Source organism: Streptomyces muensis, assembly GCF_021474425.1.
GTDB classification, from domain to species: Bacteria; Actinomycetota; Actinomycetes; order Streptomycetales; family Streptomycetaceae; genus Streptomyces; species Streptomyces muensis.
In genome coordinates this window covers 18,794-32,077 of record NZ_JAKEIP010000118.1, presented here as the reverse complement: position 1 = coordinate 32,077, position 13,284 = coordinate 18,794, and the positions used below count along the sequence as shown (strand labels likewise).

Below are 13,284 nucleotides of genomic sequence, written 5' to 3'. Positions count from 1 at the left end.
CGCCACCTCCTACGAAGCAGCGGTCACCCTCGCATCGTTCCTGCTCTGGGCAAGATCCGTTTGAAGACGGACCCTAGAGCGCTTTCGGGCTGCGCTGGGTCAGCTCGCGGTGCGGATGCCGAGCTCGGCGAGCAGGCCGCGCACACGCTGCTCGATCTCGTCCCGGATCGGCCGTACGGCGTCGACGCCCTGGCCGGCGGGGTCGTCGAGCCGCCAGTCGAGGTACCGCTTGCCGGGGAAGACGGGGCAGGTGTCCCCGCAACCCATGGTGATGACCACGTCGGACGCGTGGACCGCCTCGGTGGTGAGGACCTTGGGGGTCTCGGCAGAGATGTCGATCCCGGCCTCCTTCATGGCCTCCACGACGGACGGGTTCACAGTGTCGGCGGGAGCCGATCCGGCCGAGCGCACCTCGACGCGATTGCCGGCGATGTGGGTCAGGAAGGCGGCGGCCATCTGGGAGCGGCCGGCGTTGTGGACGCAGACGAACAACACGGAGGGGCGCGCGGTGGCAGCGTTCATGGCGGTGTCCTTGCGGGTGGGATCGGTGTTCAGGAGGAGGCGAGTTCGGGCTCGCTGCGGGGGACGACGACGTCCGCGGTGCGGGCTGGGCGTCCGTACACGAGCGTCACCGCCGCCAGCCCGAGGGCGGCGCCGAGCAGCTGGGCGGCGATGAACGGGGCGAGGGATGTGGGGGCGATCCCGGCGAAGGTGTCGGTGAAGGCGCGGCCGACGGTCACCGCGGGGTTCGCGAAGGAGGTGGAGGAGGTGAACCAGTAGGCGGCCCCGATGTAGCAGGCGACAGCGGCCGGGGCCAGGGCGGCACGCCCGATGCGCTCCAGGCCGAAGATGAGAAGAACCAGTCCGGCGGTGGCGACGACCTCCCCCAGCCACAGGTGCCCTGCGGACCGGTCGTGGGTGGAGAACTTCACCAGGGGTTCGGCGAACATGGCGTTGGCCAGGACGGCGCCGCCGGCCGCCCCGCCCAGCTGCGCGAGCACGTACGCGAGAACCTCTCGCAGGTTCGGGCCGCTCCCGTCACGGCGGCTGGTGAACCAGGCCGCGAGGGTGATGGCGGGGTTGAAGTGTGCGCCGGAGACCGGCCCGAGCAGCGTGATCAGCACGGCCAGGCCGAAGACGGTGGCGAGGGAGTTGGCGAGCAGCTGCACCCCCACATCGCGCGACAGCTCGGCTGCCTGGATTCCCGATCCCACCACGACCGCCACCAGCAGCCCCGTACCCATGGCTTCGGCGGCCACGCGACGGCCGAGCCGGCCGCTCACGCGCTCGCCCTGGCGGGATGCGGCGTGGTGAGGAAGGCGGCGAGCCGCTCCAGGACGCCGGGCAGCACCCAGTAGTACACCCAGGTACCGCGGCGCTCACAGTCGATCAGGCCGGCCTGACGCAGCAGCTTCAGGTGGTGGGAGATCGTCGGCTGGGAAAGGTCAAAGGCCGGCGTCAGCTCACACACGCACACCTCCCCGGCCTCACCACGCGAGGCGATCATCGACATCAGCCGCAGCCGCACCGGATCGCCCAGGGCCTTGAAGACCTTCGCCAGATCAGCGGCCTGGACCTCGTCCAGCGGTGCGGCGGACAGGCCGGGGCAGCAGGCTGCGTCCTGGCCGATCACCTCAAGCTCTTGTTTCGACATGCCTCTATGTTGACGTTTTTCGATTCAAGGCGCAAGGTTGCATCAACGAACGTCAATACAAGCCGTTCCGGGTCACACTGCGACCCGTCACCTGGGAGTGAGTTATGAGCGAGCAGACCATCACCGACCTGCGTGAGACCGTCCGCCAGCGGTACGCGGCGGCGGCCCAGAAGATCACCGAAGACGGCACCGCCTGTTGCGGACCCGAGCCGGTCGAGGTCGACGAGAACTTCGGCTCCACCCTCTACGCCGCCGACGAACGCGACGCCCTGCCTGCCGAAGCCGTCGCCGCCTCGCTCGGCTGCGGCAACCCCACCGCCGTCGCCGAACTCCGCGAAGGAGAACGGGTCCTGGACCTCGGCTCCGGCGGCGGCATCGACGTGCTCCTCTCCGCCCGCCGCGTCGGCCCCACCGGCAAGGCGTACGGGCTGGACATGACCGACGAGATGCTCGGACTCGCTCTGGCCAACGCCGAGAAGGCGGGCGCTGCGAACGTGGAGTTCCTCAAGGGCGCCATCGAGGCGATCCCGCTGCCCGCGCACACCATCGACGTGGTGATCTCCAACTGCGTGATCAACCTGTCCGTCGACAAGCCAGCCGTGTTCGCCGAGACCTTCCGTGTGCTGAAGCCCGGTGGCCGCATCGGCGTCTGCGACGTCGTCGCCGACGATTCCCTCGCACCCGGGCAGCGGGCGGAGCGTGGCGACTACGTCGGCTGCATCGCCGGCGCGCTGTCCTTCGCCGAGTACCGCGCGGGGCTGGAGGCCGCCGGATTCACCGAGGTCGAGATCACTCCGACGCACGCGGTCGCCGACGGCATGCACTCCGCGATCGTCCGAGCTATCAAGCCCCAGACGGTCACGTCCTCGTCTGCCTCCGGGCAGGCGGAGAGCGCGTGCTGCGGGGTCAGCGCCTGCTGCACCCCGGCCGAGCGTTCGCAGGACCCGGCCGTGACCGTGACCGAGGCCAAGACGGCCTCGGGATGCGGCTGCCAGAGCTGACAGGGCTGCTCGCCCGGAACACGGCAAGCGGCGGGGGCTGAGAGGGAGGTTGCTGTGCCTGGTCCGCCGGCACAAGGGCTGATCACTCGGGCCGCCGGGGTGAGGTGCTGCCCCGGCCGGCGATGTCGTGGAAGGTGGGGATCCCTAGTTCCACGACGGCGTTCCGGCGGATTTGTTGGGCATCCAGCTGGGCGCGTTTGTCCTGGGCTCCGGCAAGACCGACCTCGAGCCCTTCCAGCTCGCCCAGCCAGCCCTCGCGTTCGGCCTCCGTGATGCAGGCCAGGAGGTTGTCGCCGATCTCGACCAGGCGGTCGCGCCGGCCGGGCTCGGACGGAGCATCGAGCAGCGGACGCAGGCTTCTCTGAACTACATCAGCTTGGTCAGGGTCTGATCGGCACGTATCGTCAAGTGACGACTTCCACGCAAGCGGGTCGAGGGAACGGCATCATCTCCCATCCCAGCGGCCAGTCCGGATCTCGTTGCTCTGAAGCTTCGATCTCGAGGCGCCGGGGAACACGCCATGTCCACCATCGAGCACCTTCCTCGGGGCGGCTGGGCCACGGAATCGTGGCGCGACGATAGCGCTCGTCGAGACCATCGAGTTCCAGTTGCCTGATCGCGCGAACACGTGAGGGCAGCAGCGGCCAGGCTCCTGCGAGCGCGTTCCGGCACCTGAGGTCGTGGCTGAGCTCAGGCGCGCACCACGAGTAGCCGTCTTCCACCTCGTCCACCAAGGCGCTCCACTGTGCGAGGAGAGAGTCGAGGGAGTGGGCTTGTGCTCCAGGTCCGGTCCTGGTGACACCAGCGAGGGCCGCCCTGACGGCGTCGTACTCTTCAGCGCTCAATACGACTTCGTCCGTGTGGCTTTCTGCTGGATTCATGCGGCGACTCCTGCTGAGCTTGATGGGATGGCGCGGGTGAACTCACCTTCTATCGGAGCTGATTTTCGCGCTCAGAGCGAGCAAGGCGTCGTCGTATTGGAGCCGTTTGAAATGGAACGGTCCGAACGCCGTGTAGTCGCGTGCTGTGCGGTGAGGTTGCTCGGGAGTCCCAGGTCGCGAGGCCGGCTGTCGCGGTGATGCGGGCCATGAGGGGCCAGCATCCCCACTCGCCGCATTCACAGCCGAGAACGGGTGTCTTCGGCCCCATCGTGTTGGTGAACCGTCCGAAGAAGTGATCCTGCATCGGGCCGAACTGGAAGAACTCCGGGATCAGACCGCCGTAGGCGTCGCCTGCGGGCTGCATCCCGGCGGCGATCTCGAACCCGTCAACCAGCTCGGTGAGTGGTGCTCCGTCGATGCGGGGGATGATCACGAGCGGGGCGCCGTCGCCACGGTGCCGGCAGTCGAACCGGATGTCATTGCTGATGATCTCGGGTCTGCCCGCCGGTCAGAGCGCCGATCCCTTCACCCGCCACCGGCCGATACGTCGGCCTCCGCTCGCAGTGACAGGGCCAGGAAGAACAACATGCCATCAGCTGTCATCGCCTGACCCAGGCCACGAGCCTCAGCGCCGGCCGGCGAATGATCTCTCCTCAAAGAAGCAGGGCACGTCCCGTGCAGGGCAGACCCCGCCGCGCCCGCGAGTCAGCGGCCTGCGACCCTCGGCCGGGACTGGGTGAGCCGCTCTCCTCGACCGCTCTCCGAGATCTGTGCCAGGGGCGAGAAAGGAGGGCACCGTCGTCAATGCTCATTTCCGCTGATCACGAAAGTGGCCGGCGTCTGGCGGGAAGTCGACAGCGGTAATCTCGGGCCATGCCCGAGACCTCGGTGGCGCACTTCTACGACGAACTGGCCAACGACTACCACCTGATCTACGCGGACTGGGACGCGAGCCTCCGCCGGCAGGGAGAAGCCCTGGCCGCCCTGATCGGCCAGGATCACGCAGCCGTGCTCGACTGCTCCTGCGGCATCGGCACACAGGCCATCGGCCTGGCCCTGCACGGGCACCGCGTCACCGGAACCGACCGCAGCCCCCGCGCCGCCGCCCGTGCCGCCCGTGAAGCCGCCCACCGCAGCCTGACGCTGCACACAGCCGCCGCCGACATGCGACGTCTGCCGTTCCCCGGCGGCCGCTTCGACACCGTCGTCTGCGCCGACAACTCGCTGCCCCACCTCCTCACCGAGCCGGACGTCCACACCGCCCTGACCGAGATGCACCGAGTTCTGCGCCCTGCCGGCCTGCTGCTGGTCAGCACACGCCCCTACGACGACCTGCTCCCGGACCGCCCCGCTTCAACGCCCCCACAAGTCCACCGGACCGCCGACGGCGCAGAGCGGACCGTCACCTTCCAGCTCTGGCACTGGCACGACGACGGTGAGCACTACGACCTGGAGCACTTCCAACTCCATCCGGCAGACGGAGAATGGCGCGTCACAGTCCGCCGGACCACCTACTGGGCACTCGGCCAAGACCAGCTGACCCGCCTCGCAACCGAGGCGGGCTTCGTGGAGTCCGCCTGGCGGATGCCGCAGGAAACAGGCTTCTTCCAGCCGCTGCTCGTCACACGCGCCGGCCCGTAGCCGATGTCACCGCCCGGAGAACCGTCTACGCGCCCGTGCCGCGCCGCTGCCGGGCGCCAGGAGAGCAGCCAAGGAGCCGCGCGCTCCGAGTCGTCGGGGTTTTCCCTCTCAGCGCACTGGAGGCGTTCTGCGCCGGGACGGGACGTTCGCGACCCCCGTACGGGCGCCGCGCCCTAGGTAGTGTCCCCGACCGCTCTTTCCGGGATGTTCCCGATAGTGCGGGAACGGGGGCACCTGGTCAGCTGTACTCATGAGCCGTCAACAGCCCTTTCATGGACTCCCCCTCGCCCTCGCCGTCGCAGCCGCCGCCCTGGCAACGCTCACCGCCACCACCGGCCCGCCGGCCGGGCCACCCCACCACACGCCGCCCCGATTACCCCTGAACACCCACGCCGCGCACGCCAGGACCCAGGCCGTACTGAACGAGATCGTCACGCAAGGCACCCCAGGCGTCATCGCCCAAATACGAGACGCGCGCGGCGTGTGGGACGGCCGGGCCGGTGTCGGCGACCTGGCCGGCGAGCGGCCCAGGAGCACCAGCGAGAAGTTCCGTATCGCCAGCGTGACCAAGACCTTCACCGCCACGGTACTGCTCGCTCTCGAAGCCGAGGGCAGGATCTCACTGGACGACAGCGTGGAGGAATGGCTGCCCGCAGTGGTGCGCGGCAAGGGCTACCGGCCCGGGAACATCACCGTGCGACACCTGCTCAACCACACCAGCAGCATCTTCGACTACAACATGGACGAAAGCTTCCGCACCCTGTACGCGGGAGACGCCTTCGACCACAACCGCCACACCAGGTGGTCCCCGCAACAGCTGGTGGACATCGCGCTCGCCCACCCGCCCAACTTCCAGCCGGAGCAAGGCAGCAGGCCCGGCAGGCCCGGCAGGTGGGACTACTCCGACACCAACTACGTCCTCGCCGGCATGGTCATCGAGAAGGCCACCGGCGGCACCTATGCGCAGGCCGTCGAGCGTCTGATTCATCCGGCCGCTCGGCCTGCACGGCACGAGTGTGCCGGGCACCTCGCCCCGACTGCCCGCCCCGCACGCCAGGCACTACTCCACCCTGTTCCAGGACGGACCGCAGGCCAAAGTACGCGACGTCACCGAGTTCAGTCCCACCGTCGCCTTCTCCGCCGGGCAGATGATCTCAACCGTCGCAGACGTCAACACCTTCCTGTCCAAACTGCTGGCCGGTGACCTGCTGCCGCCCGCCCAGCAGCAGCAACTCCTCGACACCGTCCACGTCGACGGAGACAAAGGACACGGAAGCCCACAAGACCGCTACGGCCTCGGCATACGGCACTTCAAACTCAAGAACAACTGCTGGGCATGGGGCCACGGCGGCATGATCCCCGGCTCCGCCACCCGCACACTCGCCTCAGCGGACGGCCGACACGTCATGACCATGAACCGCAACAGCGACTGGGGCGAACAACGCCTGGAAGACACAGCCGTCCAGACCACCTTCTGCAAGCCCTGACAACACCCCACCCACCACGCAGGTGCCGCTGGCTGGGCGAGATCGAAGGACTCCGCATCAGCCTGACCGGCGCTGAGTCCAAGATCAGCCAGATTGACACGGCGTCCGAAGGAGGGCCGGTACTCCTCGGCATGCCAGCACAGCGATAGTCCCTCGGCAGCTGCCCTTCCGCTGCCGACGAAATTAACTAGGGTGAATCGCCGTTGTGGCAGGTCAGAGCTTGATCGCCGTGTCAGTCAAGTCAGGCAAGCTGCTCGACGTCGGGTAGCGCGGCGAGCCGCCGACAGGGATCAGGCCGTTGAGGACTTGGACGACGAACTGGGACGCGGGGCATGGCTTCGAACTCGTCTCGTGAGTCGTCGTTCAGCACCGTGTGCGTATCAGGTGACGGATGCTCAGCGATGGCTGGGCCCGCCGGTCAGTCGATGCCGTCGATGATGCGGAAGTCGCGCTCGACGCCGTCGGGGAGGGCCACCAGTGCCTTCTGGTATGCCTCGCTCTCGTATGCCGCAACGGCCTGTTCAAAGCTGTCGAACTCGATCAGAACGACGCGTTGCGTGATTCCGGCCTCGTGGGCGACGACTCGACCGCCAAGGAGGGACAGGACGCGCCCTCCCCCAGCCTGGACAGCCGGACCGGCCAGCTCGTTGTAGGCAGTCAGCCTCTCAAGGTCGGAAATGGCGGGGTAGACACTGACCCAGTAGCCCTTAGCCATGGAAACCTCCTGTGTTGGGCCGGACACGTCCGACTTCGAATTGACACTCAGATCGATCGATCCCGGAGACGGGTACTGGGGTCAGTGGAGTCGTCATATCCGCAGGTTAGGGCTTGATGTGCGGTCGAGGGAAAGACCGGTACGGGATAGGCTCAGAACGGATCGTTATCAATCGGCAGGGAGGCCACGTGGCGCCGGATACGGTGAGCCTGCGGTACTTCCTGGTGCTGGCGCAGGAGTTGAACTTCACCCGCGCGGCCGCACGGATCGGTATCGCACAGCCCGCACTCAGCGCCCGGATCCGCCGATTGGAGTCGGAACTCGGTACGGCCCTGCTGGTCCGCAACACGCGTAGCGTCCTATTGACCACGGCCGGTGCGGCTTTAGCGGAATCCGCGCCGCCCGCGCTGGCGGCGCTGGACCGGGCATGGGACACCGCCCGGAGCGCGGCGGCCGGTGAACTGGGCACGCTGCGCATCGGATACAGCCTCAGCGCCGGGGCCGAGACGGCACCGGCCCTGGTGGACAGGCTGACTCGCGACAACAGCGGACTCGAGGTCGGCGCCGTCCCGATGGCGACACCGGAGATCTCCCCCGCAGTCGCCGACGGCCGCATCGATGCCGGGATCACCCGCGGTGAACAGCCCGGCCGTGGCGTGCGCCGGTTCCTGCTGCGGCGCATGTGCATCGGGGTCCAGCTGGCACAGCACCATCCGCTCGCCGTACACCCGGAGATCGAGATCGCCGACGCGGCCGCGTATCCGCTGCGACTCCCGGACCGTGCGGCCAACCCCGTGATCCACGATCAGCTGTCCGCACTGTTCCGAAACTCCCGACCACACCCCCGATTCCACACGCCCGCAGTGTCTTTCGACATGTCTCAGCGCGACCTGCGCGACGGGGTCACCCTCGCCCCGGCCGGAGAAGCCGCGGCCACGGTACAACCGGCCGGTCTCACCTGGCGACCACTGCGAGGCGCGCCCAGCCTGACGATCCACCTGGTCCTCCCAGGCGAGGAGTCGCCACTACACCGCCGCATCCGTGCCGCCGCCAAAACCCTGGCGCACGAGCTGCACTGGCTGCCGGACTGACCAAACGGATCGGCCGACACGCGGTCGGTCTACCGGCGGGAACACCGGTCCTGCCCTCGGGCCTTCGGGCGGGGATCGCGAATCACCCAGGAGCCGATCCACCTGCCGACCACGCCGGCCGGTGCCCTACTCGCGCTCCGGCTGACCGATCGGGGCAACGGCCCCGGCCCGTCGCTGGTCGCGTACCCGCAGGGCCTGGATGCCTGGGGATGTGTCAAACAGCGAGGAGATGTCCGGCCCTGTGGAACTTCCCGATGCGAAGACGGTTCCGGGCCGTCATCACGTCTCGGGAAGAGGGCCGAGCCCGTCCGGAGACCACCCCGGTATCTGCTCCGCCGCCAGAACACCGTCCCACCACCACACATGTCGTCCCGAGGATGCCGTGGCCGTGCCCGATCCAGTTGCCGTCACAGTGAACCGACTCAGCGCCACCACGAGAGGGAACAGGAAACTGATCGGGCATCTCGTGCGGCCGGACGGACCAGGTCCGGTGCCGATGCCGGTGTCGTGCACGAGATGCTCGGTGTCTATAGCCCGCTTCGAGTGAGCTGTCAGTCGGCAGCGAGGATGTCGGAGAGACTCACAGCGGGGCGGCCAAGCATGCCTGTCAACGTGCGCTGCTGGCGCTCGGTCAAGGAGGCAACGAAGATCACTGCGTCAGCGTTGGCCTGGTCACACGCCTGAGCCACCTCGCGGACTTTGCCGTAGGTCAGCAGAGTCCGCGAGGAGTAGGGCAGACCCATCTTCTGGACCCCGCCGTCCGAGACGCCTCGCCGTTGCACGATCTGCGCGACGACCCGAGCGCCGTGCGCTGCCAGTTCTGTGGTTGCCGACGCCATGAGCGTTTCGAAGTCCTTCTGCTTCGCAGAGAAGTAGCCAACCAGGACCACATCAGCGCCCTCGGCCGGAAGTCGGAACGCCCGGCGCTGGGCCGACTCCGACGGCAGGCGACGAGCCAGGCGCCGGTCGCGCCTTCGGGGCTGATGCATGCGCCACAGGCTAGATGCCTGGCTTCCTGCAGCGATACAGGGTTTCCCTCTGACCGAGTCTGGCGAGCAAGGTCAGAGCCACTCGTTGATGGCGGCGATCGTGACGGTGGCCTCGTAGCGGACGGCGGGCTTGTCGTATCTCGTGGCCACGGCCCGGTGACGCTTGAGGCGGTTGATCCCGCACTCGACCGCGTGGCGCTCGCGGTAGTCGGCCTTGTCGAACTTTGGCGAACGGCCACCGCGGGTGCCCAGTTTCTTCCGGTTGCGAATCTGGTCGGACTTCTCCGGAATCATGCAGCGGATCCCGCGTTTGCGCAGGTAGTCGCGATTGGTTCGGGGCCCGTAGGCTCTGTCGGCCCGCACCCGGGTCGGTCGGCAGCTCGGCCTGCCGACGCCCATGCGGGGCACTCGGATGCGCTCCAGGACGAGCTGGAACTGAGGGCTGTCGTGCCGCTGACCGGCGGTGACCCAGGAAGGACAGCGGCTTCTGTCCGTGCTCGACCGCGAGGTGCCGTCACGAGCTTCGAGAAGGACCTCCGTCACGATCTCGGGGAGCTGATCCGATGATCCGCGGTAACGCGGGCCGCTCAGAGCTGGTGTGCATGTGCGCGCTCCCTCCGCCGTGTTACCTGAGTTCAACGGAGTAGCTGCCTCCGTCGAAGGTCCATCCGTCGGTGCCTTCGCCGATGTCCTGCACGATGACGTCGTCGATGAAGTGGTCCTCGAAGTCGTCGTCGGTGAGCTCACCGGCCATCCAGAGCGCCTCGATCTCACTCCAGTCGCCCGATCGTCCGTCGATCCGGAGAGGGGCGGCGGCGCGTCTTCCGCGCTGGCGCCGGTCGCGGCCGGTGGTGACCCAGCCGCTGATCTCGAAGTCGCCGTCCTTGAACCGGCCGGGGATCGGGTCTGCGGGGACGATGGCGACGTTCTCGTAGGCGGTGTGGATGAGGTCGCGGTAGCTGCGGCGGACGTTGTACTCGGGGTCGGACAGCCAGTTGAGCAGCGTTGTGACGCTCACGTCGAGGCCGGCTGCTTCCAGGGCCTGGTAGCCGCGGTGGGTTCCGGTGAGCTGGCTGAGCTGGGCGTGCCAGTGCTTGGCGTTGTACGACGACAGCCGGTGGCGGGGGGTGACCTGGGTGCGCAGGAGGTTGTTGAGGGCGGCGCCCAGGGATCCTCCGTGGCCGGTGGGTCCGGCCATCAGTCGTCACCTTCGGGGATGAACTCGCCGGGCTGGATGAACTTGGCCTTGACCTCGCCGAAGCCCGTTCCGATCCGGTACGTGGCGGGCGGTGTGTTGTCGGGGGTCCAGAAGACGGCCGCGTCGACGTTGCGCAGGGCGATGAGCGTGTGGCCTTCCTGGACCGCCTTGAAGGCTGTGGTCCAGTGGCGGACCGAGGCCTCGGCGACCATGCTCATACGCCAGTCCGGCCGCCAGAACGGGGACTTCTGTTCCGGGCGCTTGGGCCATAGCAGGCGCAGCGCGATGGACAGCTGGGTCTTGTACGCCTTGTACGGCTCGCCGCCGGCCTGGACGAGTTCGATGCGAGCCTGGCGGGCCGCGGCGTAGAAGGGCTTGAACAGGGACTCGTTGGCCTTGCCGGTCCAGGAGTCGTGAATGGCCGGCATCGCGGCGAGGTGGCCGTCGCGGACGAGCCTGTCCAGCTGCTTGATGTGCGGGGTGGTGACCCACACGCGTCCCTGCTCGTCGGGCCGGTCGATGATCCGGCCCAGCGGGTGCGGCATGTCGGTGCGAGGCCACTCCGGGATGTCGACGAGGTAGATCCCGGCACTGGCCTTGTCGAACGCGGCAAGGGGCCCGGTGTGCAGCAGCTTGTTCGGGGCCAGCGGAACGGCCGAACACGCAGACGGGTAGGACCCGTTGCGGTCGATGAGGCACAACACGCCCGCCCCGAAGGAGGCGGGGACATCGAGCTTGTCCCGGCGGACACGCTTGCCGTTGCCCCGGATGTACGGCACCCGGGAGCTGGCGACATCGGGGTGGACCCACCGCGGTTCACCGTCCATGTGCTCACTGATCAGCGGCCACGGACCACTCCCCCGGTCCTCGATCCGGATGACCTTGATCGGATGCATCCTCGAACGGCCGACCGCGTCCTTGAGAAGCTTCAGCGCGGGAAAGGGCGCACTGTCCGGCTCGTCCTCCTCATCCCCCGGCTGAAGCTCCTGCTCCCGTTCTACGTCGTCCCCGTCGTCCCCCTCGTCCTCGTCGTCCGGGACGTGCACGCTGTCCGAGGCGGCCTGCACGGCGGCGGGCTGCCCGGAAGTGCTGGCGGCCCCGGTGGGGTTGTAGGCGTTCAGCGCGGCGGCGAGGCGGAGCCCCTCGGCGGTCTCGGGCAACGACGGCGGGGCCGCGGCCACTTGGGCCAGGGACGGCCTGAGCTCCGTGAGGGCTTTCTGGTCTGCGCTTGCCAGCGCGGTGCGCAGCGCGGCCAGGACATGCGTGACGGCGGCCGGCAGCCCCCGGTGGGCGCCGGATGTGTAGGGCAGCGCGGCTTCGGCCAGCTCCCGCTCGACGGCGGTGCCGATGCCTGGCGCGGACCCGTCGCCGCCCGCGCCGGCCACGGGTGCGGCCCCGGCGTCGAGGAAACGGGCGTGCAGCAGGTCGGGCTGTAGGAACGCCGAGTCGATCGTGCCGAAGTCCCGCTCCGCGACGGTCACCCGGACCTTGGAGGGGTCGCCGGTCGGTGCGAGCGTCAACGTGACATCGGCGTCCAGGAGACTCAACAGCGCAGGGTCGACGCTGTCCACGACGACGAGGACCGGCACGTGCAGGGTCCGCGCGAGGGAGGCCAGGACCTGGGAGGCATCCGGGAGCCGGTCACCCGACAGAGGCAGACGGGCATTGTGGGCGGCCTGAAGCCGGTCGACGACCACGAGGGCCAAGTCCTCGACGTACGGGGCGGTCTCCGCGACCGCCTCGGCGGTCAGATCGCTGCCGTCGTCGATCAGCAGCGGCGCCTGGACCAACTCCCGGGCAATCTGCTGCTCGTGCTCGGTGAGACGGCCCTGCTTCAGACGCGGGTAGTCACCCCCGGTCTCCGCGGAGATGATCCGGCGCATGATGTCGGCCTGGTTCGGTCCGGACGCCGCGTACAGCACCTTCCGGCCGTCGACAAGCGCGCTCTTCCGGGCCGCAGCCAGGCCCAGCAGACTTCCGCCCACGTTCGGGGCGGCTGCGACCAGCGTCAGCCGGCCGGACTGCAGACCACCCGTCGCCGCGTCCAGACTCGGCAGCCCGAACGTGGGGCCGCCGGCAGGGCCCGAGGCGAGCACGGAACCGATGGCGTCGCCCAGCGTGGCGAGCCTGCGCGGCACACTGCCACGCCCCTGAGCGCCTTGACTGTTCACCGCACCTCCTACGGAAGCCGCGCCTGCGGCCGGATGGGGTGAAGAGATACCAGAGGCAGGGTCGGCGGGCAGCAGTACGGCGACGGGAGTGGCGCCGCGCTTGAGCACCTGCGGCTCTCCCTTGGCTGCCTTGGTGATGAGCCTGCCGAACTCTCCCTGCGCCGCGCTCAGGGTGTGCGACGGAAGGGACTCGGTATTGCGGGCCGCCGGAAGCCGGTCGAGGGGGACCAGTAGAACGCGGTCCTGCCGTTTGTGGATGAGCACCGTACGCCCGTCTTCCTCGGCGTGCTTGACCAGGGCGTAGAGATCGTTCCGTGCCTCGGTCGCGTTCACGGCGATTTCGGTGTGGCCCGACTGACTCATTCACCCTCCCATACCCATCAGTTCACACTAATGCAAGCAATGGTCACTCACTAATCTGGAGTCAATCATACGTTCCGGTCTGCACTCACTCGG

Annotated in this window: 13 protein-coding genes and 2 pseudogenes; 6 read left to right on the top strand and 9 right to left on the bottom strand. The window is 68.4% G+C overall.

Annotated features, from left to right (window positions below; all coding sequences use genetic code 11):
* Positions 1-99: 99 nt before the first annotated feature.
* Genes L0P92_RS25465 through L0P92_RS25455 form a run of 3 tightly spaced genes read right to left on the bottom strand, consistent with a single transcriptional unit; the run spans position 100 to position 1,654 of the window.
* Positions 100-522, bottom strand: coding sequence for an arsenate reductase ArsC (locus L0P92_RS25465; protein WP_234765316.1), 423 nt, complete (start codon positions 520-522; stop codon positions 100-102).
* A gap of 29 nt (positions 523-551) precedes the next feature.
* Complete coding sequence (locus tag L0P92_RS25460) at positions 552-1,244, bottom strand: aquaporin (RefSeq protein ID WP_234765319.1); 693 nt, start codon at positions 1,242-1,244, stop codon at positions 552-554.
* A 35-nt stretch (positions 1,245-1,279) separates the two neighbouring features.
* The gene (locus tag L0P92_RS25455; RefSeq protein ID WP_234765315.1) at positions 1,280-1,654 is read right to left on the bottom strand and encodes an ArsR/SmtB family transcription factor; all 375 of its coding nucleotides are present in this window, start codon (positions 1,652-1,654) and stop codon (positions 1,280-1,282) included.
* A 104-nt stretch (positions 1,655-1,758) separates the two neighbouring features.
* Between L0P92_RS25455 and arsM the strand changes: the two genes are divergently transcribed.
* A complete protein-coding gene (gene arsM, locus L0P92_RS25450; RefSeq protein ID WP_234765314.1) occupies positions 1,759-2,655 on the top strand; it encodes an arsenite methyltransferase in 897 nt (298 codons plus the stop codon).
* Positions 2,656-2,830: 175 nt separating this feature from the next.
* Positions 2,831-3,046 (top strand): hypothetical protein, encoded by a 216-nt coding sequence (locus tag L0P92_RS25445; protein ID WP_234765313.1) that lies wholly within the window; start codon positions 2,831-2,833, stop codon positions 3,044-3,046.
* 13 nt (positions 3,047-3,059) lie between these two features.
* Here the strand turns inward: L0P92_RS25445 and L0P92_RS25440 are convergent, their stop codons facing one another.
* Positions 3,060-3,536: a hypothetical protein gene (locus tag L0P92_RS25440; protein WP_234765312.1), complete on the bottom strand. Its 477-nt coding sequence runs from the start codon at positions 3,534-3,536 to the stop codon at positions 3,060-3,062.
* 292 nt (positions 3,537-3,828) lie between these two features.
* Between L0P92_RS25440 and L0P92_RS25435 the strand changes: the two genes are divergently transcribed.
* The 3 genes and pseudogenes from L0P92_RS25435 (at position 3,829) to L0P92_RS45765 (ending at position 6,664) form a co-directional block, all read left to right on the top strand.
* Positions 3,829-4,146 carry a hypothetical protein gene (locus tag L0P92_RS25435; protein WP_234765311.1) on the top strand — a complete coding sequence of 106 codons (318 nt, stop codon included), beginning with the start codon at positions 3,829-3,831 and terminating at the stop codon, positions 4,144-4,146.
* Positions 4,147-4,409: 263 nt separating this feature from the next.
* Positions 4,410-5,177 (top strand): class I SAM-dependent methyltransferase, encoded by a 768-nt coding sequence (locus L0P92_RS25430; RefSeq protein WP_234765310.1) that lies wholly within the window; start codon positions 4,410-4,412, stop codon positions 5,175-5,177.
* A gap of 250 nt (positions 5,178-5,427) precedes the next feature.
* Positions 5,428-6,664 (top strand): annotated as a pseudogene (locus L0P92_RS45765) (serine hydrolase domain-containing protein).
* Positions 6,665-7,082: 418 nt separating this feature from the next.
* On the opposite strand, the gene L0P92_RS25415 reads toward L0P92_RS45765, so the two are convergent.
* Positions 7,083-7,379: a DUF1330 domain-containing protein gene (locus tag L0P92_RS25415; RefSeq protein WP_234765308.1), complete on the bottom strand. Its 297-nt coding sequence runs from the start codon at positions 7,377-7,379 to the stop codon at positions 7,083-7,085.
* Between the two features lie 188 nt (positions 7,380-7,567).
* On the opposite strand from L0P92_RS25415, the gene L0P92_RS25410 reads away from it, so the two are divergent.
* Positions 7,568-8,470 (top strand): LysR family transcriptional regulator, encoded by a 903-nt coding sequence (locus tag L0P92_RS25410; protein WP_234765307.1) that lies wholly within the window; start codon positions 7,568-7,570, stop codon positions 8,468-8,470.
* 551 nt (positions 8,471-9,021) lie between these two features.
* On the opposite strand, the gene L0P92_RS25405 is transcribed toward L0P92_RS25410, so the two are convergent.
* From L0P92_RS25405 to L0P92_RS25390, 4 genes and pseudogenes are all read right to left on the bottom strand, one after another.
* Positions 9,022-9,459, bottom strand: a complete 438-nt coding sequence (locus L0P92_RS25405; protein WP_234765306.1) for an HflX-like GTP-binding protein — start codon at positions 9,457-9,459, stop codon at positions 9,022-9,024.
* 72 nt (positions 9,460-9,531) lie between these two features.
* Positions 9,532-9,970: pseudogene (locus L0P92_RS45520) on the bottom strand (transposase); the annotation flags it as partial.
* A gap of 114 nt (positions 9,971-10,084) precedes the next feature.
* On the bottom strand, positions 10,085-10,657 hold the full coding sequence (locus L0P92_RS25395) for a hypothetical protein (RefSeq protein WP_234765304.1): 573 nt from the start codon (positions 10,655-10,657) through the stop codon (positions 10,085-10,087).
* The gene (locus L0P92_RS25390) at positions 10,657-13,191 is read right to left on the bottom strand and encodes a DnaB-like helicase C-terminal domain-containing protein (RefSeq protein ID WP_234765303.1); all 2,535 of its coding nucleotides are present in this window, start codon (positions 13,189-13,191) and stop codon (positions 10,657-10,659) included. Before L0P92_RS25390 ends, L0P92_RS25395 begins: the two co-directional genes overlap by 1 nt.
* Positions 13,192-13,284 lie beyond the last annotated feature (93 nt).

Excerpts from the sequence above, each read along its gene's own strand:
- L0P92_RS25465 (WP_234765316.1), bottom strand. The coding sequence starts at position 522 with ATGAACGCTGCCACCGCGCGCCCCTCCGTGTTGTTCGTCTGCGTCCAC.
- L0P92_RS25460 (WP_234765319.1), bottom strand. The coding sequence starts at position 1,244 with ATGGGTACGGGGCTGCTGGTGGCGGTCGTGGTGGGATCGGGAATCCAG.
- L0P92_RS25455 (WP_234765315.1), bottom strand. The coding sequence starts at position 1,654 with ATGTCGAAACAAGAGCTTGAGGTGATCGGCCAGGACGCAGCCTGCTGC.
- arsM (WP_234765314.1), top strand. The coding sequence starts at position 1,759 with ATGAGCGAGCAGACCATCACCGACCTGCGTGAGACCGTCCGCCAGCGG.
- L0P92_RS25440 (WP_234765312.1), bottom strand. The coding sequence starts at position 3,536 with ATGAATCCAGCAGAAAGCCACACGGACGAAGTCGTATTGAGCGCTGAA.
- L0P92_RS25430 (WP_234765310.1), top strand. The coding sequence starts at position 4,410 with ATGCCCGAGACCTCGGTGGCGCACTTCTACGACGAACTGGCCAACGAC.
- L0P92_RS25415 (WP_234765308.1), bottom strand. The coding sequence starts at position 7,379 with ATGGCTAAGGGCTACTGGGTCAGTGTCTACCCCGCCATTTCCGACCTT.
- L0P92_RS25405 (WP_234765306.1), bottom strand. The coding sequence starts at position 9,459 with ATGCATCAGCCCCGAAGGCGCGACCGGCGCCTGGCTCGTCGCCTGCCG.
- L0P92_RS25395 (WP_234765304.1), bottom strand. The coding sequence starts at position 10,657 with ATGGCCGGACCCACCGGCCACGGAGGATCCCTGGGCGCCGCCCTCAAC.
- L0P92_RS25390 (WP_234765303.1), bottom strand. The coding sequence starts at position 13,191 with ATGAGTCAGTCGGGCCACACCGAAATCGCCGTGAACGCGACCGAGGCA.